This is a genomic window from Sphingobacterium sp. UBA3549 (assembly GCF_002376635.1).
Taxonomy (GTDB): domain Bacteria; phylum Bacteroidota; class Bacteroidia; order Sphingobacteriales; family Sphingobacteriaceae; genus Sphingobacterium.
On record NZ_DFOE01000010.1, the window covers coordinates 1 to 21,399 of the forward strand.

The window sequence follows — 21,399 nt, forward strand, 5'->3', positions numbered from 1 at the left end:
CACAGTTCAGTTTACACTACCGGGGGTCTTGTATTTTTTTTAGTTCTTTTTGTGAAAATGTATGCTTTTTATATTATTTTTTTTTAAATTAATCCTTTTTGCTTTTGATAAGCAGTAGTTTTATATGTTTTTTTTTGTTTTATTGATTTAATCATTCTTTTTATGTTGATTTATATCTATTTTTTGTTATTATAGCTATGTTTTTGATCTTTTTGTTTGATTTTTTTTGTTTTTTTATCAAAAAAATCAATTTTATTTGTAAAAATGGATATTTTTCACTTTCTTTGAATATGAAAAATGAGTAAATATTGATTTTTTAGTTATTACTTTCTTTTTTAGATTTTTTACTCCTTTTTGGGTGGTTTTTTAGATAAAAATGAATTAGATAAAGATTTTCCCTTTCAAATACCCTAGATTATGCCTCGCGTTGCTCTCCGTAACGCGAGTTTTTTTTTTTTTTGAGGTATGCATAAGGTTAGAAACAAAAAAACGGCTATCCCCTGGGATAGCCGTTTTTATATTGTTTACTAAATAAATAGGATTACTCAGCAATAACTTCGAAAGGAACTTGAACTTTTACTTCCTTGTGTAAGTTTAAGTTAGCGATGTATTCACCTACTTCTTTAGGTTCTACTTCGAAAGTGATACGACGACGATCAACGTCAAAACCTTTTGCTTTCAATGCATCAGCAATCTGAATACTATTTACTTTACCAAAGATTTTACCAGATTCACCTGCTTTCGCACCAATTGAAAGTTTGATAGCTTCTAATTTACCAGCTAATTCAGTTGCGTCTTTTTTGATTTTGTCTTGTTTGAACTGAGCTTGTTTAATGTTCTCAGCTAAAACTTTTTTTGCAGATTCAGTCGCTTGGATTGCAAATCCTTGAGGGATTAAGTAGTTACGACCGAAACCTGGTTTTACGTTAACGATATCATTTTGCTCACCTAAGCCTTTGATATCTTGTTTTAAAATTACTTCCATTTTCTATCGTCCTCCTTATTTAATTGCATCAGCTAAGTAAGGTAACAAGCCGATGTGACGAGCACGTTTAACAGCTTGAGCTACTTTACGTTGAAATTTCAAAGATGTACCAGTTAAACGACGAGGTAAGATTTTACCTTGATCATTTACAAATTTCATCAAGAAGTTAGCATCTTTATAATCGATATATTTGATACCATTCTTTTTGAAACGACAGTATTTTTTACGGTTGTCCTCTACTTTAGGAGCAGTTACGTATTGGATATTTTCGTTAGCCATTAGTTTGCGCCCTCCTCAGTTTTAGTTTCAGCTTTTTTGTTGAATGCACCGCTACGTTTTTTCTCGTTGTAAGCTTTAGCATGTTTGTCTAAACTTACAGTCAAGAAACGCATAATGCGCTCATCACGTTTGTATTCAACCTCTAATTTATTGATTAATTCACCTGGAGCCTTGAATTCAGTTAAGTGATAAAATCCAGTAGTTTTTTTCTGGATTGGATACGCTAATTTTTTCAAACCCCAATTGTCTTCAGCGACAATCTCGGCTCCGCCTTCTGTTAAGATGTTTTTGAATTTTGCGATTACTTCTTTCGCAGCATCATCAGAAAGCAACGGGGTAAGAACGATTACAGATTCGTACTGTTGCATTGTGTTAATTAATTTTGTTGTTTAAAAACCCACTTTTGTGGAAGTGCAAATGTAGGTATTATATTGTTATGTTGCAAAGCATTAAAACAAAAAAGTTTAGATCTTTTGAGGATCTAAACTTTTCTTAAGTGTATGCTACGGTATTTACTTTATTTTTTTTAATTCTTCTTTTATCGCAGCCCGTGTATTTGTGCTTATACTCACTAAGGGAAGCCGTAATATATCTTTTCCAATACCCAATTCCTGAAGTATATATTTTACGCCAGCGGGATTTCCTTCAATAAAACATAGTTCGGTAATCTCCAATAGTTCTTGATGTATCGATCTAGCGTCGATATAATTCCCCTCGGCACACAGTTTTGTTAAGGTTGCTACTTTTTTCGGTAAAGCATTTCCGATTACTGAAATGATGCCGGCAGCACCAAGAGCCATCATCGGCAACGTAACAGGATCATCACCAGAAATCAGTAGAAAATCTTTTGGTTTATCCCGTAAGATTTCACTGAACTGAGCAAAGTTACCCGAAGCTTCTTTGATAGCAACGATATTTGAAAAATCATTCGCTAATCGTAATGTTGTCTGTGCAGAGATATTGCTCCCCGTACGTCCAGGTACATTGTATAAAATAATAGGCAGGGGAGATGCCGCTGCAACAGCTTTATAATGTTGATAAATTCCCTCTTGAGTCGGTTTGTTGTAATATGGAGAAACGGATAGGATTGCACAAAATCCAGTTGAATCAAAATTTTTAATTTGCTCCACAATCTCAGCAGTATTGTTTCCACCGATACCAGCAACCAAAGGTAATCTACCGTTCACGCGCTTGACAGTAAAATCCCAGATGCGCTTTCGTTCATCATTGGTCAATGTGGCAACTTCTCCAGTTGTACCTAAAGAAACCAAATAGTCCATACCTTCGTTGATCTGCAAGTCAATAAGCTGACCCAATGCTTCGAAATCAACAGATTCATCTGAGTTAAAAGGAGTGACTAATGCTACTCCTGCGCCGTGAAGCTCGTTCATCTTGTCTTTGTGTTTATATTAATTTAATTAAAAAACTTATTTGGGATTAATGAGTTGGAATAGTTCTGTGTCATTAATCATCGGGATACCTAATTTTTCTGCTTTCGCAAGTTTAGAAGGTCCCATTTTATCTCCTGCCACGAGATAACTTAATTTAGCAGAAATCGCTGAAACCATCTTTCCGCCATGACTCTCAATCATTGCCGCTAATTCTTCCCGCGAATGGTTTACGAAGACACCGGATATTAAAAAAGTCTTCCCTTCCAGTGAGTTGCTGGTCAAAACGATTTCTTTTTCCTTAATTTCAAAATTTAAGCCGTAATTTCTTAAAGCCTTAATCTGTTCTTGATGAATCGGATTGTCCAAGTATTCTCTAACGCTTTCGGCAATGCGACGTCCAATATCCTGTACGCTTTCGATTTCTTCTGCTGATGCTTGTGCCAAGGCATCAATATTTTTAAAGTGCAGCGCTAATTTCTTTGCGATCGTTTCACCAACGTGACGTATGCCCAAAGAGAATAGTACTTTTTCAAACGGTTTTTCTTTAGACTTCTCAATGCCTTTCAGCATATTTTCTATGGATTTCTGACCGAAACGTTCCAGCTGCTGTAAGCCTTCCTGATGGTCTTTTAGTCCATAAATATCAACGATATTATGTAATAAACCTTTTTTGAAGAAGTTGTCAACCGTTTCGTCGCCCATACCTTCGATGTCCATCATTTTGCGTCCGATAAAATGCTGCATTTTACCAATAATTTGGGGGGGACACCCTGTTTCATTAGGGCAGTAGTGTACCGCTTCGCCAGCTTGGCGTATGAGTTCGGAGCCACATTCGGGACATGATGTTGGGTAGACAAAGCTTGTTGATCCAGGCAATCTCTTGGTGTAATTAACGCCAATAACTTTGGGTATGATTTCGCCCCCCTTTTCCACGAATACTGTATCATGTTCATGCAGATCCAGGCGAGCAATTTCATTTGCATTGTGCAGGGATGCACGTTTGACGGTAGTCCCTGCCAATAGTACAGGTTGGAGATTGGCAACTGGAGTAACAGCACCTGTACGGCCAACTTGATAACTGATGGAGTTCAATCCGGTTTCTACACGTTCAGCTTTGAATTTATAGGATATTGCCCACCTTGGATTTTTGGCCGTAAAGCCAAGTTCTTCCTGTTGTGCATAATCATTTACTTTAATAACAATTCCATCGATTTCATAGCCAAGATTATGGCGTTCGACCTCCCAATAATAGATAAATGCAAATACATCGCTTATATTGCTACATTTTCTACTATGTTCGCTGACATGGAATCCCCATTCTTTTACATGGTTCAAGCTATTCCAATGGTCGTGAAAAAGATTTGTTCTGTTGTCGCAGTACAAAAAGTAAAGGAAACAGTCTAACGGTCGCTTTGCAACCTCAGCAGAGTCTTGCAGTTTAATCGTTCCGGAAGCGAAATTTCTCGGATTGGCATACGTTGGCTCCGCATTATCTTCGCGCTCTTTGTTCAAACGCAGAAAAGCTGATTTATGCATAAATATTTCGCCGCGTATTTCGAATTGCGCTGGATAAGCTCCTTCTTTGAGTTTGATCGGAATTGATCGGATTGTCTTAACATTGTTGGTAACCACATCGCCCTGCGTGCCATCGCCACGTGTAACAGCCTTACTTAGCTTGCCATTTTCATACGTCAAGCTGATGGATAAACCATCGAATTTTAATTCACAGACGTACTCAAACTGATCGCCGATGATTTTGCGGATACGCTGGTCGAAATCAAGCAATTCCTCCTGACTGTATGTATTACCTAAAGAGAGCATGGGCCAGCGATGTCGTTCCGTTTGAAATCGGGCAGTTATATCCCCGCCAACACGCTGTGTAGGAGAATTGGGATCGGCAAACGCTGGATATTGAGCTTCCAGGGCTTCGAGCTCCTTTAGTTTAAGGTCGAAGTCGTAGTCAGAAATAACACTGTTCGCCAATACATAGTATTGGTAGTTATACTGATTAAGTTCTGCGGTTAAGTCTTTTATCTTTTTTTCAATATCCATCGCCAACATTTTGCAAAATTACAAATAAAAAGTACGTTTAAATAAAATAAATAAAGAATCTTGTTGTAATGACTGCTTTATTTTTAAAATGCGTTTTTCTGCATTTTGTATTTTGGGAAAATAAGATGCTATTTGAAATCACTTGGATTTAGCTGAGAAAATTTATGTTTGCTATTCGTGTAGAAATCCACAATGATTGACTTCTTGTACTGTCCTTTTGTATTTCCCCTGTGGTTGTATTTTTTACGTTTTTTAGCATTTTTAAAAATGTTTAAGAAGAAATACTGATGCGCACGGCTGATTGCCCAGGCATCTTTGGGTTTTCGATCGATAAGGAATTTGGCAAGCGCAGCAAAATCAAACCATAGTCGAATGAAAATAATAAATATCGCTTTGCCTATGGGCAGGTTCTTTTGCAGCATAACCATATTATTCCTAAAATTAAGATAGGTTTTTTTGGGATTGCTAGCGTTGAGCGTTCCGCCTCCAACGTGGTAAACGATAGATTTGGGGCAATAGCCAATTCCATAGCCCATCTTTTTCAATCGCCAGCACAAGTCAATTTCTTCCATATGCGCAAAGAAATCTTCATCAAGACCCTCCGCCTCCTTCCAGGCTTCCGAACGGATAAAAAGTGCAGCTCCAGAGGCCCAAAAGATCTCTGATTCCTCCTCGTACTGTCCTTCGTCGTCTTCTACTTCATGTAGAATCCTTCCTCTGCAGAAAGGAAATCCAAAGTAATCCAAATATCCCCCAGCTGCTCCAGCATGTTCAAACTTCTGCTTATCATGGAATGAACGTATTTTAGGCTGTGCAGCTGCCAAAGAAGGGTTCCTTTCCAAGTATTCTATGACAGGTTCGATCCAATTTTGACTCACTTCAACATCCGAATTGAGCAACACATAATAATCTGCTTTTACACGCTGCAATATCTTGTTATAGCCGCCTGCAAAGCCATAGTTTTGATCATTTTCGAGAATTGTAATGGTAGGATAATACTGTCTCACAAATGAAATTGAATCATCATCGGAGGCATTGTCACCAATTACAAATTCGACATTTGGGTATGAGCTATTATAAACAGATGGTAAAAATTTTTCTAAAAAAAATCGACCATTCCAATTGAGGATAACAACAGCTACTTTTGGTAATTTACTCATTTTCTACGTTTTCTTTTCCAGCGGTTATGTGACCATAACCAATATTCTGGGGTTTCACGGATAAGCTGCTCAGCGAGCTGATTATGTAAATTGGTTATCTCATGTTCTCCAAAGCCGCTTGGCTCTTCGAGTAAAGTGAAAAATTTACAGGAATAATGACCTCTTTTAGGTTTTCTGTTGATTGAACAATAAACGACCGGCGCTTTACTAATTCGAGAAAGCCTTTCGGCTCCGGTATAGACCAATGTCTCTTGATTTAGCCAATTAATAAAGTAATCGGAATCCGAATATAAAGGGGTTTGATCGGCGACCAGTATGCTAACATTGGGTTGGCCCTTTAATTTTACGATATGACGGAGTATCTGTTTCATAGGTACCATTTCGGCACCAAACCGGCCCCGCATGCCATTGTAAACCGTGTCAATATCTTTGTTATTGAGTGGTTTGTATACAATCAACGTTGGAAAGTTTGTGATTAAACTCAAACGATGTATACCGAGCTCCCAGTTGGCATAATGCGATGTTACCCCTATGACATTCTTGCCGGCCTCAAGGTGTCTTGTCAATTCCTCCTCATTTTCCAACATCATTCTTTTCTTCACTTCCTCAGCGGTAATTGTTTTCAATTTGATCGACTCGACAATGAGGTCCGGAAAAAAACGGTAAAACTTTTTAGCAATAACAAGTCGCTCTTTATCCGTTTTTTCAGGAAAAGCATTTTTTAAATTCTGAAATACAATATTCTTTCTATATTCTATGATATAATAAAGTATGTAATAAAGCCCATCGGAGATCAAATATAGAAACCAATAGGGGAGAAGAGATATAATATAGATTAATGCGTTTAACGCTCTTTGTTTCATGCTATAGCTAAAATTCCCAGTTGTTCTTTACAAATATCCTTAATTTAAGTTATTTTTGCGTCACTTATAACAAAAATCATCAGTTTTTATGGAATCGCAGTTATTACTTCCGGCATGTTATCTTCCACCGATATCTTACTTTCATACGATACAAGAGCATAATCTTCCTTTAATCATCGAGAAATATGAGCATTTTCAAAAGCAAAGTTATCGTACAAGGGCACGTATTGCTTCTGCGAATGGTGTGCAGGATTTGATTGTACCGATTCAACATGGCAATAAAGATCGTGTTCCGATGAAAGATATTCGTATAAGTTATGAGTTTGACTGGCAGCGTCTACATTGGCTAAGTATTCAGACTGCTTATCGTAGTTCTGCTTATTTTGAGTACTATGAAGATGATTTTATACAGTTTTACGAAGCAAAATTCGACTACCTCGTGGATTTTAATGTGGCGCAGTTGGAACTTCTTCTTAAATCTATCAAGCTTAAGCACGCTGTGAATTTTACCCAAGAGTACGTGGCAGCTCCAGCGGATACGATCGATTATCGTAATGCTATACATCCCAAAAAGGAAAGTATATTGGCTAATCCAAAAGAGTATTATCAAGTTTTTTCAGATAAGAATGGATTTTACCCGGATTTGAGTATAATCGATTTGCTCTTCAATCAAGGGCCGCAATCAAAAAGTTATCTATAATCAGCCATATTTTTTGAACAAAATACGTTTTATATTGTTGTTATTCAGTATAAAACGTATTTGAATGAAACGAATCCTATTAAGTTTTATTTTGCTAAGTGCTATTTGTGCCAGTGTTTTCGCTCAAGGGGGCGTTGACACGATACATTATAGAAAAGTATACTATTGGGGAACGACTGGCATGGGGTTTCCGATCGGAAAAACCAAAGAGATACTTTCGCCAAAATTTTCTGGAAGTATTGGCTTGGATATTTCCCTGAAAGATCCAAAGTTTTTTGTGTCTCCCACACTTTATACCCTTTCATTTAAGTACAAACAACCCTTGATTGATCCCGATTTCGAATATCGCATAGAAGATGCCAATACTAATTTCTATACTTTATCATTTTCTGGAGGTATTAGGAAACAGATGCGCCGACTAAACATGTATGGTTTTGCTGGGCCTGGTATTGGTCTGACAAGTGAGCCGAGAGCACGTGTGCTTGCGGATCAGAAGCTTGTTAAGATGGAGAGTAAAAATCACCTGAATTTCTCCAGTAAAATAGGCGCTGGCGCAGACTACAAGTTTAATGGATTCTTTTTAGGTTTGGAGCTCGGCTATCTTCATAATTTTAGAAAAATACAGAATATACCTGTCAATATCTTCACCGTCATGGTAGGATTAAAATCCGATATTACACAGATTGGAGACAAAGTCATTGATGTCATCGGTATAGATGGTTCCATCAGCGGAAAAAAAGACAAAAAGTAAATTATTGTTTTAAGATCTGAATGGTATCTCCGACGTGTGCTTCAGCATCGCTTCCTATTTTTTTAACTTTTTCTGTTTGTTCGACCGCTACTGCAAATGCGGAAGGTACAATTCCTGAGCCAAATTTAATGGCATAAAATTTAGTGAATTCTGCGCCAAAGTACAATATAGCAGCGGAATAGTAGATCCATAATAGCATGACTATAATGGATCCTGCAGCTCCATAAAAACTAGCCGTGGATGAAACGTTGAGATAGATTGAAATACCATATCTACCCAACATAAAAAGTAATCCTGTAAAGATGGCGCCGCCGAGCATATCTCTGAATTTTACTTTAGCATCGGGAAGGAAGGAAAAGATATATCCAAATAAGATGACAATGACTGAAAAGGTGATGCCTGTATTTACCCAAGAAATAAGGGAAATTGGAATGAAGGGGAAATACGTCATCACTAAATTGGTCACTGCGACAATAAGCCCATTGATCATCAGTGAGGCAATGAGTAAAAATCCCAAGGCAATAACAATAGAAAAAGATATCAATCTGTTGATGATCAGTTTCAGCCATCCCTTTTTCGGCTTGGGTTTTACTTTCCAGATATTATTGATCGAATCCTGTATATCAACGAATAAGGTCGTGGAAGATAGGATCAATGTAACTATACCTATCGTGATTCCCATATTGGATTTATTTTCGAATGTGATCTTCTGGAGATAAGACTGGATCTGGCTGGTAACATCCTGGCCAAAAAGTACCATGACCTCTTCCAACACCTGATCTTGAGCCGAAGATCCGCTTTGAAGATGTTCACCGTAAAAGAACCCTATACACCAGATCACGATCATAAGAAGTGGTCCAATGGAGAAAACCGTATAATAAGCAAGTGAAGCACTCTTTTTCATGCATTTGTCATCATTAAATCCATTAAATGCATCCACTAAAACATGCCAAATGTCTTTCCAATAAACGAGTGTAAATAAATCTCTCAGTGTAACGTGCTTCATAATACGATGATCAATCCCAATAATCGTGCAAATTGTTATTCTTGGTTCTGTTCCTGATACAATTTGTCGATTGCAGTTTCGTTCTCTTTTAAAATAATCTTTCGTTTTAAACTCAATTTTGGGGTTAATTGACCGTCATTAATTGTCCATTCCTTTGGAAGTATAATGAATTTCTTAACAATTTCCCAATGTCCAAAATTAGTGGATAGCCGGTTAATTTCATCCTGATATTTTTGGATTACTTCTGAGTTTTTAATGAGTTCTTCATTTGATGATAGGTTAATCCCTTTTTGGCTTGCCCATTTGGACAGCACATCAAATGCCGGAACGATTAAAGCTCCGGGAAATTTTCTGTTTTCGCCAAAAACCATCACTTGTCCTATTAAAGTGGATTCCATGAGCTTATTTTCAATGGATTGTGGAGCGATATATTTGCCGCCGGCAGTTTTGAACATTTCCTTCTTGCGATCGGTGATTTTAAGAAAACCATCTGCTGTGATTTCTCCAATATCACCTGTTTTGAAAAATCCTTGATCGTCAAAAGTTTCTTTGGTAGCATCTTCATTTTTGTAATAGCCTATGGTAATACTCGGGCCTTTCACTAGAATTTCTCCGTCTTCAGCGATCTTTACCTCTAAATTTTTAAGAGGTTTACCTACAGTTCCAAATTTTAATCCATTTGGTAAGTAAGAATTGACAGCGATTACGGGAGATGTTTCAGTCAGCCCATATCCTTCAAGTACTTTAAGTCCAGCCGCCCAAAATACACGCGCTAACCGTTCTTGAAGGGCAGCGCCGCCGGACACGATAATTTTAATATTTCCTCCAAGCGCTTCTTGCCATTTTGAGAATATCAATTTTCTTGCAATCGCAAGTTTAAGATTATAAAGCACTCCATTATGTTCAGGTTCTTGGAATTTCAAACCTAAATTAACAGCCCAGAAGAAGATTTTCTTTTTTACACCTGTTAGCGCTTTCCCCTTTTCGATGATCTTGTCATATACTTTTTCCAGTACTCGAGGTACGGTGGTGAATAAATCTGGTTTAACATCGTTGATGTCCGCAACAACATTGTCTAGGTTTTCCGAAAAATAAATCTGAATCCCTTTGGAATAGTACATGTAGACTACCATCCGTTCAAAAATATGGCATAAAGGCAGGAAGCTTAATGCCGTTTTGAAGTCGGCCCGGATCAGGTGGTTGCAAGCCAAGACATTACTGTACACATTTTTGTGTGAGAGATAGACTCCCTTGGGACGCCCAGTGGTTCCTGAAGTATAGATCAAAGTTAACAGATCATCTTCCGTTACAGCATCGCGAAATGGAGTTAAATCGGTGATGTCATCTTTGGTAGTTTCGATGAATGCTCTTAGGTGCGTATAATTTTCGATAGCATCAAATGTATACAATTGTGGGCGAATTCCATGCTCGTTGATCGCTTGTTCAATACGGTCTGTTAACTCCCTGTTGCTAACAAATAGGATGTTTACATCTGAATCATTTACAATGAATGAAAGGTCCTGCGCAGATAGGGTAGGATACAGGGGCACGGTTGCAAGGCCTATTTGGTTGCAGGCAAAATCAACTAAATTCCATTCAGGTCTGTTGCCGGACATAATTCCTACCCGGTCACCTTTCTTGAGCCCGAGCTTCAGTAGCGCCCTGCTTAAGGAGTCAATAGCATCTGTGTATTCTTTGGTAGAATACGTTTTCCATTGGCCATTTCCATCGCGACCCGCTACCATAATGTCCTTTGCGTAATTTTCTTTATATAAGGTTATAAAGTCAAAAATTCTGCCCATATCACTTGAGTTTATTGGTTATTACTACATGCTGTATTGTCTTAAATATAAAAAAAATATCAGAAATAAAGTTGGAGAATTTGGGATTAATGTCATAACAATTCAAACATTATGTCGTTATAGCTGTGATGTAATATTTATTTTACTTAAAATGTCTTTCTAATAGAAGGTTTGATAAATAGTCTTCAGGATATGCAATTGTATTGCATATAAAAAGCATTTTATCTATGTTTGGAAAAAAGGTAAAGCAAAAAAGCGTACGATTTTTATGAAGAAAATATTTTTAGCCGTTAGTGGAATGCTGATGTTTGGTGCATTATCCAATAGAGCGTTAGCTCAATTGGACAATAGAGGCGCTATTGGTGGACGATTTGGGTCCGCTCAGGGAATTACTTATCGTCATACGCTTAATTCGGATCATGCATTGGAAGGTATCATGAGTATTCAGAGCAATTCTGACTTCCGCCGTTTCCGTGTCGTAGGCTTATATGAAATATATAAACCGCTGGCTGCCGGATTCAATTGGTATTATGGTTTTGGCGGTAGCGTCGGTTCTTTTAAAGAGAAAGATAAAATTTTCGATGGTAAACGTCAGTCATTTGATTCACAGCTCAACCTGAGTATTGATGGTATTGTTGGAATTGAATTTAACGTTCCACAATCACCATTTCAGATCTCATTGGATGTAAAACCTTACTTTGATTTTCTAAATGAATCGAGTATCAAATTATTTGACCCGGTCGGTTTTTCAGTAAGGTATAAATTTTAATAAAAAAATAATAGCGGAAAACTCCGCTATTATTTTTTTACAGCAATATTTCAGTTTTAAGCCATCCAGATTTTACCCAATAATTCCTGTAGAAAGGTTTGATCTTTGAGCGGACGGATCTCATAAATCTTTTTAGTATTTTTTCTGATTTGAACCGGTATCTCGCGCACCAAACCATCCCGGGCCACCAAAAAGTTTAATAGTTCTCCCTCTTTGGCATGCTGAACAATGAAATCAATTTCTTTATCTTTAACATCGAGTCTGTTGTTGTTAATTGCAATGAGTTCATCTCTGACATTCAATCCGGCCTCGTATGCACCAGAATCTTTTTCCACGGTCGCTACTGAAATTAACCCGTCTACTTTATTTGTGGTAATCCCTAATGTTAAGGTGCTGTTATTAACATTTGTGTCAATAATTTCATAACCAACTAGATTGAAATAATCGTTATAGTCCAGTTCGCCATCCTGATGCGCCGCGTCGAAAATATCATCCAACGAAGTGCCAGCGATGCGTTCGGCGAGACTTTTAAATTCATTTTCTTCAAATCCGCGATCGAGTTTTAGGAAAAACTCTTCATAAGCCTCCCGAATAACATCATCCAGTTTTAGTTTACCTTCTGTAGCTGCGATAATTTTAATATCCAGCAATGCCGTCAGCATCGCACCTTTATTATAGTAAGATATACCTGAATTTATTGAATTTTCATCCGGTCTATAATATTTAATCCAGGTATCGAAACTTGAGGCAGCTGCAGACTGTATCGCATGCCCGGGACGATTCAATACAATATTAAAATCGTTAGCTAACAAAGAGAGGTATTCTTTTTCGCTATAGAATCCACATCGTTTAATAATGAGGTTATCATAATACGAAGTGAATCCTTCCATAATCCATAGTCCCGTGGTATAGTTTTCGGCATCGTAATTAAACGGTCCTAAAGCTTTTGGACGTAAGCGTTTCACATTCCAAAGATGAAAATACTCATGCGCCACAAGGCTCAGGTAATTTTTGTAACTGGTCTCGTTAAGATAGGCATTTCTTGACGCCCCCAAAACTGTGGAATTGAGATGTTCTAACCCACCACCTCCAGACTGATAATTATGTGTAATAATAACATAACGCTTATTTGGGTTAGAACCCCAAATACGGGTTTCTTCTTCAACAATACGGGTGATATCTTTTGTCAATCGTGCTTTATCATAACTTCCCCCTCCGACCATGGCACACTCATGTTCTACACCTGCAGCCTGGAATTTCCAGATATCCTGATTACCGGCTTCGATGGGACTATCGTACAAGATATCAAAATTTGGCGCATAAAATTTATGCTCCTCAATTTGCTCAAGCCCGGTTGATATGCTCGTCCAAGTATCTTTTAAATCTATGCTGACTGTAGTCGGATGGTCGATCTGGTTATCAATATAGAAGAACGTCGCTGTGGGTACAATAAAAGCATGGTCGCTATCAAAAAAATTAGTGCGTACTGAAGTTTCAAACCCATAGACGGCATAAACTACTTCAATTTGATCCAACGATTCTGTAGGTATTCGCCAGGTGTTTTTAGAAATTTTTTGATAGGTGATTGTATTTCCCGTTTTATCAAGTGATCGGAATCGTTCTACATTTTTAGCGTATTCGCGAATCAAATAGGATCCAGGAGACCATACCGGCATTTTTAGGTCGACATAAGGCTGGTTGAGATTTGTTACGCTCATTTTCACCTCAATGTAATGAGCTTGCACTTCGGGAAATGATACTTCAAAATGTATTTTGGGTATGTTTAAATGGTCACTATCCATGAAAAATAAATTTAGTATGAGCTCACAAAGCTAGAAAGTATCGTATGATTAATCAAACAAAAAATATATTATTGGTTCTTTAATAACTGTAATATGTATAAAATAGTGCGCTATAGGGAGATATTTAAGTTCTCTCCAATATACTATTTTTCAGTAAGAAATATAATATAAATTGAACAATTATTATTGTTGCTTTCGACTGAAACCCTATTTATGAGGTTTGTTGAAAGACATAAAAAATCTGTTTTTTTATCAGAATTTTTGCTAAGTTTGATACAATAGTTTATTGGGGAAAATAATCAAGAATTTGTATGATCTTAGTTGTTGATAGCGGCTCTTCAAAGTCGGATTGGAAGTTGGAATTGCCAGATAGTGCGCCTATCTCATTCAGTACAAATGGACTTAATCCTTTTTTTGTCAATGAAAAGGAAATTACACGTGTTATTAAGGAAATACCCGAAATTATTCCATACGCTGATGAGGTTACAGAATTGTATTTCTTTGGTGCGGGGTGTATCACCCCTGATCGTAGGGAAATGGTATCGAATGCATTGACCCCCTTATTTGAAAATGCCTATATTTCGGTTGAAAATGATCTTTTTGGAAGTGCGTTAGCGACATGCGGTAATAAAAAAGGTTATGTAGCAACCTTAGGAACTGGGTCGGATCTCAGTTTCTTTGATGGAGAGGAGTTGATGCCTTCACACAATGGAAATGGCTATGTATTGGGTGATGAAGGTTCGGGAGCTTACTTCGGGAAAAATTTAGTCAGACTTTTTCTGTATGGACGTATGCCCAAGGATCTGAATGAAAAATTTGCGAATAAGTATAGAATCAATAAAGAGATTGTTATCAAAAATGTGTATCAAAAGGAGCGCCCAAATGCATTCCTAGCATCTTTTGCACCCTTCATGTCAGATAATATTACCCATCCATTTATCATTGATCTGGTAAAGAGCGGATTTGAGGAATTTGTTCAGGCATCAATTTTGACCTATCCGGATTATAATAAATATGAATGTCACTTTGTGGGGTCTATTGCATATAGTTTTGATCTAATTTTACGGGAAGTCTGTGATACACATCAGATCAAGGTAGGCACCATTTTAAAATCTCCTATTAACGAGCTGTTCGACGCAGTATTGGAAAGAGAGAGTAATTCATTACTAAGTCTTTAAACTAATTAAATATGATTATCGCTACTATTATGGTGTATATGTCAATGTTATTTGGCAATCCCAATTTTTATGATTTTAAGTTTACATCGCTTGACGGTAAGGAAGTCAAAATGTCTGATTTCAAAGGTAAAAAAGTATTGATTGTTAATACTGCATCTAAGTGTGGTTTTACAAAACAATATAAAGACCTCCAAGAATTGCACAAAACTTTTGGTGATAAGCTGGTCATTATAGGATTTCCGGCAAATAATTTCGGACAACAAGAGCCAGGTTCAAATGCGCAAATTCAAGAGTTTTGTGAACAAAATTATGGTGTTGATTTTCTAATGGCAGAGAAAGTAGATGTGAAGGGTGATCAAATTGATCCATTATTTAAGTATCTAACCGCACAGGAAAATCCCGATTTTAAAGGAGAGATTAAGTGGAATTTTGAAAAATTCCTAATCGATGAGCATGGTAAGCTTGTACACCGTTTCCGTTCAGCGACCAATCCACTCGATCCAGCAATTGTAAACTGGGTTAAAAACTAAAAGTAATACAATGAGCTAATAAAAAAAGNNCTTTTTTTATTAGCTCATTGTAATTGATATGTTTATTTTGCCTTTATATAGACGTTGTAAAGCACATTTATACAATCTTTCAGTAAGGGATTGAATTCTTCACTATCGGGAATATTGCAGCCATTTGTGATGACTATAAAACCATATTTCTGCTTTGGGTGAAAGAACATGGCACTATAGAGCCCGTAAGCCGACCCAGTATGTCCGGTTAAAGTAACTCCCGGTACAATTTTGGTGTCATTCATAATAGCCAATCCATAGCCGGATTCTTTATTTACAGGTGTCTGCATAATCCTTGCATACTTTTTTCTGATGATGGTTTTTCCCTGGCTACGCCCATAGTTCATATGCATCATCATATAATTTGCTAAATCTAATGCTGATATTTTCATTCCACCTGTTGGGGAGAGTATGGGCGTACTATATCCCATCTTATACTGGATAAGTTCTTCGTGGCGAGGGTGATAGGCGCTAAGCTCCTCATGTGGTTTTCCTGTCTGATCATATGAATACAACGGGACAAATCTTGTTTTATCCAAAGAGTCGACACAGTATCCACCATAGAGGTTGAGCGGTCTAAGGATATGACGAACAACATAGTTGTCGAAACGATTATTGGTCAGTTTCTCAAGAACGGCCCCGGCCATATTAAAATTGAGATTACAATACTGGTACTGTGAACCAGGGGCATACAGATTATATGATTTTTGCCAATTTGGGTTCTTGACAGGGTTAATAACATCGAGATTAAAATAACCGTTCTTATCGTTGATACTGGAGGTATGGGAAAGAATCATCCGGAGTGTGATTGCTCTGTCTGGATAGTTTGGATTTCTGACAGGGAAACCTATGAGATCACCAATGTCGTCGTCTAGCCTACAACGACCATCTGCCAATAATTGCATAAAGGATGTTGCGGTGAAAGACTTTGAAATAGAAGCGATTCTAAAGATGTCATTTTCTAAGAGTGGAGTTTCTGTTTCCAAATTTTTGTATCCATAATTTTTGTGGTACTCAATCTGATTGTTTTTGACAACGACGACGCTGAGGCCAATCGCTTTATACCGACGCATCACTTCTGTAAGATCCAGATCCACCGATGCGGACTGTGCAGATAAAAATGTTGGAAGCAATTGAGTAATCAAGAAAAGGAGTAAGAGAAGATGCTTTCTCATGAATTGATTTGTTGAGATTTTAGTAATCGTATAAATGTAAGGAAATCCTATCTAATTAACTGCAATAATCATTGATTCAATGCTGTGAAAACCTTATCCATAGGTAGCGGATAAACAACATGGCGATTGATGCAACTGATTATTCAGCAGAGATACTGATGTAAATAATCAGTCCAACAATTCTTTAGGAGGCGTTGAATTTGCGGTATTCTTTTTGGATACAATCCATAAATTCGCCTAAAGCGCTGTTTTTACTTTTTTTATTGGAGACAAGTATAATTTCTGTTTTGCTATCTATGTCTTCAATTTCCATGGTTTTTAGTTTTAAATGTGGATACTGTTTGATAGTGGAAGCGGGGACTATTGCTAATCCCAGCCCTTGTGAAACCAATTCGAGAATAGAAGACATCGAGTTGCTCTGATGTACAATCTTAGGTTCGAACCCCATGCGATTACACGTGTTAATAACATGGCGATGGTATTCGGACGCATATTTTTGATTAAAAGAAATAAAACTTTCATTAAAGAAATTAATATCACTAAACGCTATATGTGTCGGGCCTACAATGACCATGGGGTCTTCGAAAAGAGGAGTGGTCAATAATTCGCTCGAATAAATTGGAGAACGCATTATACCTAGATCCAGTTTACCGTTTTCTAGTGCCAATTTTTGTTTGTGTGTTGACGTTTCAAAAAGACTCACTCTTAAGTATGGAAATTTCTGTTGAATGTGTTTCAATACTGTGGCGAGCATTTTCTTCGGCGTTGAACTAACGTAACCCAATTTGAATTCTCCAGAAATATTGTTGTGGATCTGCTTCGTGATTGTTTTGCTGTGTTCTAAATTCTGAAGGATTTCCACAACCTCCTCCAAAAAGTATTTACCCGCTTCTGTTAGTTCGACGCGTTTGTTGGTTCTGAAAAAAAGGATGACACCCAACTCGTCTTCAAGGTCTTTAATCTGCCGACTTAACGGCGGCTGGGACATAAATAGACGTTCTGCTGCTCGGCCAAAATGAAGCTCCTCGGCTACTGTTTTAAAATAAATAAGATGTCGTATTTCCATCGATACTTTTTTGGTATGAATTCTTGACAAAATAAATATTTTTAATGAATTCCAGTTAGTCTTACCTTTAAATTATTAAAAAATAACGGGTGGGCCACAATACAATCAGTCTGCATATGGTCGTGCTGTATGAGGCTCGTCCGAATTAAAAAAATAAATAATTTACAGATGAATAAAGCAACTTTACAAGAAATTGAAGCACGTTTTGACAATGATGTAGAACGTTTTTCAAATTTAGAAATCGGCCAGGCCACCACACTTGATGCGGTTTGGAACATGGAGCTCATTACAGATGCCATTGCAAGTGTTTATCCAAATGCAAAAAATATATTGGATATTGGATGTGGCGCTGGAAATTACGATGTTAAGTTGTTGCAAAAACTGAAATCTAATCCAAATTTTAGTCTTGTAGACTTAAGTCAACCCATGTTAAATAGAGCACAAGAGCGTGTAAGTGCTCTGACAAAAGGAGAAATTCAGTTGATAAAGGGAGACTTTAGGGAAGTTTCCTTGGAAGAGGAAAAATTCGATGTCATTATTGCTACTTCGGTTTTGCATCACTTACGGGATGACGAGGATTGGTTAAGCACTTTTAAAAAGTTATTCCGTCTGCTAAAATCAGGTGGAAGTGTATGGATTTTTGATTTGATAGAACACAATAACGTTCATCTCCAAAAGCTAATTTATAAGGAGAAATATGGCGAATATTTGACTAAATTGAAGGATGAGGAGTATCGCGATCATGTTTTTGACTATATTGAACATGAGGATACGCCGAGATCTCTGGTTTACCAGCTCAATTTATTGACCGATGTTGGATTTAACAATGTGGATGTTTTGCACAAGAATTTATGTTTCGCTTCTTATGTAGCCTTTAAATAACGGGCTGCAGAAATAGGATTTAAATAAATAAGGCGATACGGGGAGTATCGCCATAAAATCACACTAACTATTAAAAACCCTATAGGACTAGGAATTTACATATTCAATAAACCAATTTCCGTCTTATCCCACGCTCTTTCAACATTATTCCCAGTCACATGTGAGATGTCAAATAAATAATAAAATGTAATTATTGAGGTCAATACTTTAAAAAAAACAAGCATTTCCATTGGTTTACGTAAAGATATATCTTTATTTTTTAAATACAAATAAAAATCATGAAAATTGAAAAATTATTATTATCTAATCGTTTTCAAGAATTCCTTCCAAGCGATTTGATCTGTTTTGAAGGTTAGATCATCAATGAGAACCGATTCAATTGGCACCCATCGAAACGATTGAAGTTTATTGTCGTCGGGTTTTTGATCTGGATCAAAATCGAAAGCTCTGTTCGTAGTTCTGATTTGAATTGGTGAAGTGTTCTTAACCTGATAGTAAATGGATATTATCTGACTATCATTAAAGCTTGATTTCTCATAAAAGTCAGTGGTATAAATGTGCTTAACGACAGCAACTTCAAAATTACACTCTTCCTGATACTCCCGGATCAAGGCGTCCAATAATCCTTCTCCATATTCTAAGCCCCCGCCGGGGAATTTGGTAAATGAAACATTTTCCGTCCTTTCGTCACTGATCAACACATCTTGTTTTTCATTGATCAATATTCCGTACACTCTTACGTTAAATGGAAACATGAGTTAATTATGTTTGTATATATTTAGTCTTTTTTATTTAAAGTGGCATAAAGCCGTTGTCAATAGCAAGTTCGTCCAATCCGATATAGGAATAATGTCTAGGAAGGAACCAGCCTATCGCTTCCATAATGTTCGTAAACTCTTTTTCTGTGCTGAATTGGTTGGCAACGATATTGAATGCTAAATCTTGTGTGACATTTTCTTCATCTTTATAATTGCGTGCCAGCAGCATAATTTTAGCATTCTTTACCCCATAGTAATCCAAAAACTCACGCAGTTGTGTACGTACTGTTTGCGGAAGAATAGTTTCAGCTGGCTGTCCAACTAATATTTCTTCATCTTCGCCAATAATTGTCGGTGTATTTTTCTTCGAAAAAATGCTCTCATCCGTGTAAAATTCCTCGTTCAGAAAGAAGTTGACCAAATCGCCATAGGTGAACACCCAATCTGGATTTTCATGCTGTGTATTAATTGCAATACCAAAACCCCTTGGTAACACAAAATCTTTCAGTCGATTTTTGATGACGAACGCTTGAAAGTTCTGATCTTTTGGAGCGCTTTCGAGTTGGAAATAAGGAAATCCGTCCGGACCAACAACTACTTCTGTCTCGGCTAATTTTAAGGTACATTCAGCAATATTTGTTAAAAATGCATCCCGCCATTCCTCATCCCGATCTTCAAAAGGAATCTCCATCAGACTATTCACGATGATTGTTTTTTCCAGGTCTCCTAGACGGTTATCATCGCCGTTGTTACTATCATCAAATAAATGTATTGTATTCATCTCGAATTGTGATTTTATGATTTGCAGGTAAAAGTAAAAGAATATTTATTAATTAACGACGTTTTCTCGATTTTGAAGAACCTTTCCGAGGATTGGTTTGACTACTGGAAAGCATTTTCTCCCAGCTTAGCAAGTAAGGGTGCTGATCGTCAATTCTAATTTGCCGTTTTAAGGCGAGTTGCAATTTGATCCATTTTTCGTTGTCTTCCGCGTCGCAAAATGTAAAGGCTTTTCCATCAGCCTCAGAACGACCAGTCCGGCCGATCCGATGGGTATATAGCTCTGGCGAATCTGGAACTTCGTAGTTGATGATCGCCTCTAGATCCGGAAAATCTACTCCACGTGCCAATAGGTCTGTTGCAATCAAAACACGTACTTCTTTTCGTCTAAACTGAGCAATGATCTCTTCTCGTTTTTGCTGCGACTTATCACCATACAAAGCCAAACAAGAAACACCATTTCGGTTTAAAGCTGTTTCAATCCGTTCGACTCCTTGCACCGTTCGCGTGAAAACGATGGCCTGCCGTGAAATCCTGTTTTCAAGCAGATGGACCAATAGGCTCTTTTTATCATTCTTGTCGACATACATTACAGATTCCACTATCTGGCCCTTTTTTAAGGCTGTATCAATAATGATCTCGACAGGGTTTTTTAACTTTTTTCGAACAATTTTTTCAATTTCGGCGGTTTTTGTGGCCGAACTAAAAATAGATTGTCTCTCAGCGGGTAATTTATTGATGATTTTGTTGATATCCGCCGCAAAGCCGAGATCAAGCAATTGATCGAATTCATCAACCACAAAGGTATCTATCGTCTTCAAATCAATACTCCCCTGATCCAGAAAATCAAGCAAACGACCCGGAGTGGCAAGGATCATATGCGCGTTCGGATAAACCTCCAATTGACTTTCATAAGTTCCACCGCCATAGAAGCTAGCGATGATCAAATCCATACCTTCGATAAGATTCGTTATGCGCTGTTGGGTTTGAATACAAAGTTCCCGGGTCGGGAGCAGTACAAGTACCGATAGACGGTCAGCGGTAACTTTAGTTCGTAAACGCTGAATAATTGGGATCGCGTAAGCCTCAGTTTTCCCCGTTCCGGTCGGTGCAATCGCTAAACAATCCCTGCCCTCTAAAATGGCAGGGATAGCTCTTTCTTGAACAGGTGTAAGCGAAGAAAGCTTTCGTTTTTCAAGATTAGCGCTAAGGGATTTATCGAGTTTTAGTGTTGAAAAATTCAAAATAATGAATATAAAATCCAAAAATAGAAATTAAAAAGGACAAAGCTGGTTTTACGTCGTTATAGGTTTTAAAAAATCTATGTAAATTAGGATTTTTTATCAAAAAGTACTAATTTGATAAATTAGAATATTCTATTTCAAATGAGGACTGTCGATTGTCAATTTATTTGACAAACACCAATTATATAGAATAATA

General features: G+C 37.3%; 21 protein-coding genes. 6 read left to right on the forward strand and 15 right to left on the reverse strand.

Annotated elements, in window-relative coordinates; translation table 11 throughout:
- Positions 1–541 precede the first annotated feature (541 nt).
- From rplI to B2W36_RS06180, 7 genes are all read right to left on the reverse strand, one after another.
- Positions 542–985 carry a 50S ribosomal protein L9 gene (gene rplI / locus B2W36_RS06150; RefSeq protein WP_209578825.1) on the reverse strand — a complete coding sequence of 148 codons (444 nt, stop codon included), beginning with the start codon at positions 983–985 and terminating at the stop codon, positions 542–544.
- A 15-nt stretch (positions 986–1,000) separates the two neighbouring features.
- Positions 1,001–1,264 (reverse strand): 30S ribosomal protein S18, encoded by a 264-nt coding sequence (gene rpsR / locus B2W36_RS06155; RefSeq protein ID WP_028071347.1) that lies wholly within the window; start codon positions 1,262–1,264, stop codon positions 1,001–1,003.
- On the reverse strand, positions 1,264–1,632 hold the full coding sequence (rpsF, locus tag B2W36_RS06160) for a 30S ribosomal protein S6 (RefSeq protein WP_046671750.1): 369 nt from the start codon (positions 1,630–1,632) through the stop codon (positions 1,264–1,266). Before rpsF ends, rpsR begins: the two co-directional genes overlap by 1 nt.
- 144 nt (positions 1,633–1,776) lie before the next feature.
- Entirely contained in the window at positions 1,777–2,655 is an 879-nt protein-coding gene (gene dapA, locus B2W36_RS06165) for a 4-hydroxy-tetrahydrodipicolinate synthase (protein WP_293885634.1), read from the reverse strand.
- 36 nt (positions 2,656–2,691) lie between these two features.
- On the reverse strand, positions 2,692–4,716 hold the full coding sequence (gene ligA, locus B2W36_RS06170) for an NAD-dependent DNA ligase LigA (protein WP_293885636.1): 2,025 nt from the start codon (positions 4,714–4,716) through the stop codon (positions 2,692–2,694).
- A 119-nt stretch (positions 4,717–4,835) separates the two neighbouring features.
- Positions 4,836–5,867 carry a glycosyltransferase family 2 protein gene (locus tag B2W36_RS06175; protein ID WP_293885638.1) on the reverse strand — a complete coding sequence of 344 codons (1,032 nt, stop codon included), beginning with the start codon at positions 5,865–5,867 and terminating at the stop codon, positions 4,836–4,838.
- Complete coding sequence (locus B2W36_RS06180; protein ID WP_209578821.1) at positions 5,864–6,730, reverse strand: lysophospholipid acyltransferase family protein; 867 nt, start codon at positions 6,728–6,730, stop codon at positions 5,864–5,866. The genes B2W36_RS06175 and B2W36_RS06180 overlap by 4 nt, the downstream gene beginning before the upstream one ends.
- A gap of 88 nt (positions 6,731–6,818) precedes the next feature.
- Here B2W36_RS06180 and B2W36_RS06185 point away from each other — a divergent pair, with 88 nt between their 5' ends.
- On the forward strand, positions 6,819–7,430 hold the full coding sequence (locus B2W36_RS06185) for a WbqC family protein (protein ID WP_293885640.1): 612 nt from the start codon (positions 6,819–6,821) through the stop codon (positions 7,428–7,430).
- A 64-nt stretch (positions 7,431–7,494) separates the two neighbouring features.
- Complete coding sequence (locus B2W36_RS06190; RefSeq protein WP_293886892.1) at positions 7,495–8,181, forward strand: outer membrane beta-barrel protein; 687 nt, start codon at positions 7,495–7,497, stop codon at positions 8,179–8,181.
- A 1-nt stretch (position 8,182) separates the two neighbouring features.
- On the opposite strand, the gene B2W36_RS06195 is transcribed toward B2W36_RS06190, so the two are convergent.
- Positions 8,183–9,187 (reverse strand): YihY/virulence factor BrkB family protein, encoded by a 1,005-nt coding sequence (locus B2W36_RS06195; protein ID WP_293885644.1) that lies wholly within the window; start codon positions 9,185–9,187, stop codon positions 8,183–8,185.
- Positions 9,188–9,222: 35 nt separating this feature from the next.
- Positions 9,223–10,989 (reverse strand): AMP-dependent synthetase/ligase, encoded by a 1,767-nt coding sequence (locus B2W36_RS06200; protein ID WP_293885646.1) that lies wholly within the window; start codon positions 10,987–10,989, stop codon positions 9,223–9,225.
- A 268-nt stretch (positions 10,990–11,257) separates the two neighbouring features.
- Between B2W36_RS06200 and B2W36_RS06205 the strand changes: the two genes are divergently transcribed.
- The gene (locus tag B2W36_RS06205) at positions 11,258–11,758 is read left to right on the forward strand and encodes a hypothetical protein (protein ID WP_293885648.1); all 501 of its coding nucleotides are present in this window, start codon (positions 11,258–11,260) and stop codon (positions 11,756–11,758) included.
- 56 nt (positions 11,759–11,814) lie between these two features.
- Here B2W36_RS06205 and B2W36_RS06210 read toward each other — a convergent pair whose 3' ends face one another.
- On the reverse strand, positions 11,815–13,560 hold the full coding sequence (locus B2W36_RS06210; RefSeq protein ID WP_293885650.1) for a M61 family metallopeptidase: 1,746 nt from the start codon (positions 13,558–13,560) through the stop codon (positions 11,815–11,817).
- Between the two features lie 311 nt (positions 13,561–13,871).
- Between B2W36_RS06210 and B2W36_RS06215 the strand changes: the two genes are divergently transcribed.
- Positions 13,872–14,738, forward strand: coding sequence for an N-acetylglucosamine kinase (locus B2W36_RS06215; RefSeq protein ID WP_209578814.1), 867 nt, complete (start codon positions 13,872–13,874; stop codon positions 14,736–14,738).
- Positions 14,739–14,749: 11 nt separating this feature from the next.
- The gene (locus tag B2W36_RS06220) at positions 14,750–15,268 is read left to right on the forward strand and encodes a glutathione peroxidase (RefSeq protein WP_209578813.1); all 519 of its coding nucleotides are present in this window, start codon (positions 14,750–14,752) and stop codon (positions 15,266–15,268) included.
- A gap of 62 nt (positions 15,269–15,330) precedes the next feature.
- On the opposite strand, the gene B2W36_RS06225 is transcribed toward B2W36_RS06220, so the two are convergent.
- Complete coding sequence (locus B2W36_RS06225) at positions 15,331–16,473, reverse strand: serine hydrolase domain-containing protein (RefSeq protein WP_293885653.1); 1,143 nt, start codon at positions 16,471–16,473, stop codon at positions 15,331–15,333.
- A 184-nt stretch (positions 16,474–16,657) separates the two neighbouring features.
- Entirely contained in the window at positions 16,658–17,539 is an 882-nt protein-coding gene (locus B2W36_RS06230) for a LysR family transcriptional regulator (RefSeq protein WP_293886894.1), read from the reverse strand.
- A gap of 168 nt (positions 17,540–17,707) precedes the next feature.
- Between B2W36_RS06230 and B2W36_RS06235 the strand changes: the two genes are divergently transcribed.
- A complete protein-coding gene (locus B2W36_RS06235) occupies positions 17,708–18,421 on the forward strand; it encodes a class I SAM-dependent methyltransferase (protein WP_293886896.1) in 714 nt (237 codons plus the stop codon).
- 299 nt (positions 18,422–18,720) lie between these two features.
- On the opposite strand, the gene B2W36_RS06240 is transcribed toward B2W36_RS06235, so the two are convergent.
- From B2W36_RS06240 to B2W36_RS06250, 3 genes are read right to left on the reverse strand one after another with little or no spacing between them, the layout of a single operon-like run.
- Positions 18,721–19,176, reverse strand: coding sequence for an NUDIX domain-containing protein (locus B2W36_RS06240; protein ID WP_293886898.1), 456 nt, complete (start codon positions 19,174–19,176; stop codon positions 18,721–18,723).
- Between the two features lie 37 nt (positions 19,177–19,213).
- On the reverse strand, positions 19,214–19,960 hold the full coding sequence (locus B2W36_RS06245; protein WP_293886900.1) for a hypothetical protein: 747 nt from the start codon (positions 19,958–19,960) through the stop codon (positions 19,214–19,216).
- A gap of 52 nt (positions 19,961–20,012) precedes the next feature.
- Complete coding sequence (locus B2W36_RS06250) at positions 20,013–21,203, reverse strand: DEAD/DEAH box helicase (RefSeq protein ID WP_293886902.1); 1,191 nt, start codon at positions 21,201–21,203, stop codon at positions 20,013–20,015.
- Positions 21,204–21,399: the final 196 nt, after the last annotated feature.

Coding starts and splice junctions, on each gene's coding strand:
- rplI (WP_209578825.1), bottom strand. CDS start 985: ATGGAAGTAATTTTAAAACAAGATATCAAAGGCTTAGGTGAGCAAAAT.
- rpsR (WP_028071347.1), bottom strand. CDS start 1,264: ATGGCTAACGAAAATATCCAATACGTAACTGCTCCTAAAGTAGAGGAC.
- rpsF (WP_046671750.1), bottom strand. CDS start 1,632: ATGCAACAGTACGAATCTGTAATCGTTCTTACCCCGTTGCTTTCTGAT.
- dapA (WP_293885634.1), bottom strand. CDS start 2,655: ATGAACGAGCTTCACGGCGCAGGAGTAGCATTAGTCACTCCTTTTAAC.
- ligA (WP_293885636.1), bottom strand. CDS start 4,716: ATGTTGGCGATGGATATTGAAAAAAAGATAAAAGACTTAACCGCAGAA.
- B2W36_RS06175 (WP_293885638.1), bottom strand. CDS start 5,867: ATGAGTAAATTACCAAAAGTAGCTGTTGTTATCCTCAATTGGAATGGT.
- B2W36_RS06180 (WP_209578821.1), bottom strand. CDS start 6,730: ATGAAACAAAGAGCGTTAAACGCATTAATCTATATTATATCTCTTCTC.
- B2W36_RS06185 (WP_293885640.1), top strand. CDS start 6,819: ATGGAATCGCAGTTATTACTTCCGGCATGTTATCTTCCACCGATATCT.
- B2W36_RS06190 (WP_293886892.1), top strand. CDS start 7,495: ATGAAACGAATCCTATTAAGTTTTATTTTGCTAAGTGCTATTTGTGCC.
- B2W36_RS06195 (WP_293885644.1), bottom strand. CDS start 9,187: ATGAAGCACGTTACACTGAGAGATTTATTTACACTCGTTTATTGGAAA.
- B2W36_RS06200 (WP_293885646.1), bottom strand. CDS start 10,989: ATGGGCAGAATTTTTGACTTTATAACCTTATATAAAGAAAATTACGCA.
- B2W36_RS06205 (WP_293885648.1), top strand. CDS start 11,258: ATGAAGAAAATATTTTTAGCCGTTAGTGGAATGCTGATGTTTGGTGCA.
- B2W36_RS06210 (WP_293885650.1), bottom strand. CDS start 13,560: ATGGATAGTGACCATTTAAACATACCCAAAATACATTTTGAAGTATCA.
- B2W36_RS06215 (WP_209578814.1), top strand. CDS start 13,872: ATGATCTTAGTTGTTGATAGCGGCTCTTCAAAGTCGGATTGGAAGTTG.
- B2W36_RS06220 (WP_209578813.1), top strand. CDS start 14,750: ATGATTATCGCTACTATTATGGTGTATATGTCAATGTTATTTGGCAAT.
- B2W36_RS06225 (WP_293885653.1), bottom strand. CDS start 16,473: ATGAGAAAGCATCTTCTCTTACTCCTTTTCTTGATTACTCAATTGCTT.
- B2W36_RS06230 (WP_293886894.1), bottom strand. CDS start 17,539: ATGGAAATACGACATCTTATTTATTTTAAAACAGTAGCCGAGGAGCTT.
- B2W36_RS06235 (WP_293886896.1), top strand. CDS start 17,708: ATGAATAAAGCAACTTTACAAGAAATTGAAGCACGTTTTGACAATGAT.
- B2W36_RS06240 (WP_293886898.1), bottom strand. CDS start 19,176: ATGTTTCCATTTAACGTAAGAGTGTACGGAATATTGATCAATGAAAAA.
- B2W36_RS06245 (WP_293886900.1), bottom strand. CDS start 19,960: ATGAATACAATACATTTATTTGATGATAGTAACAACGGCGATGATAAC.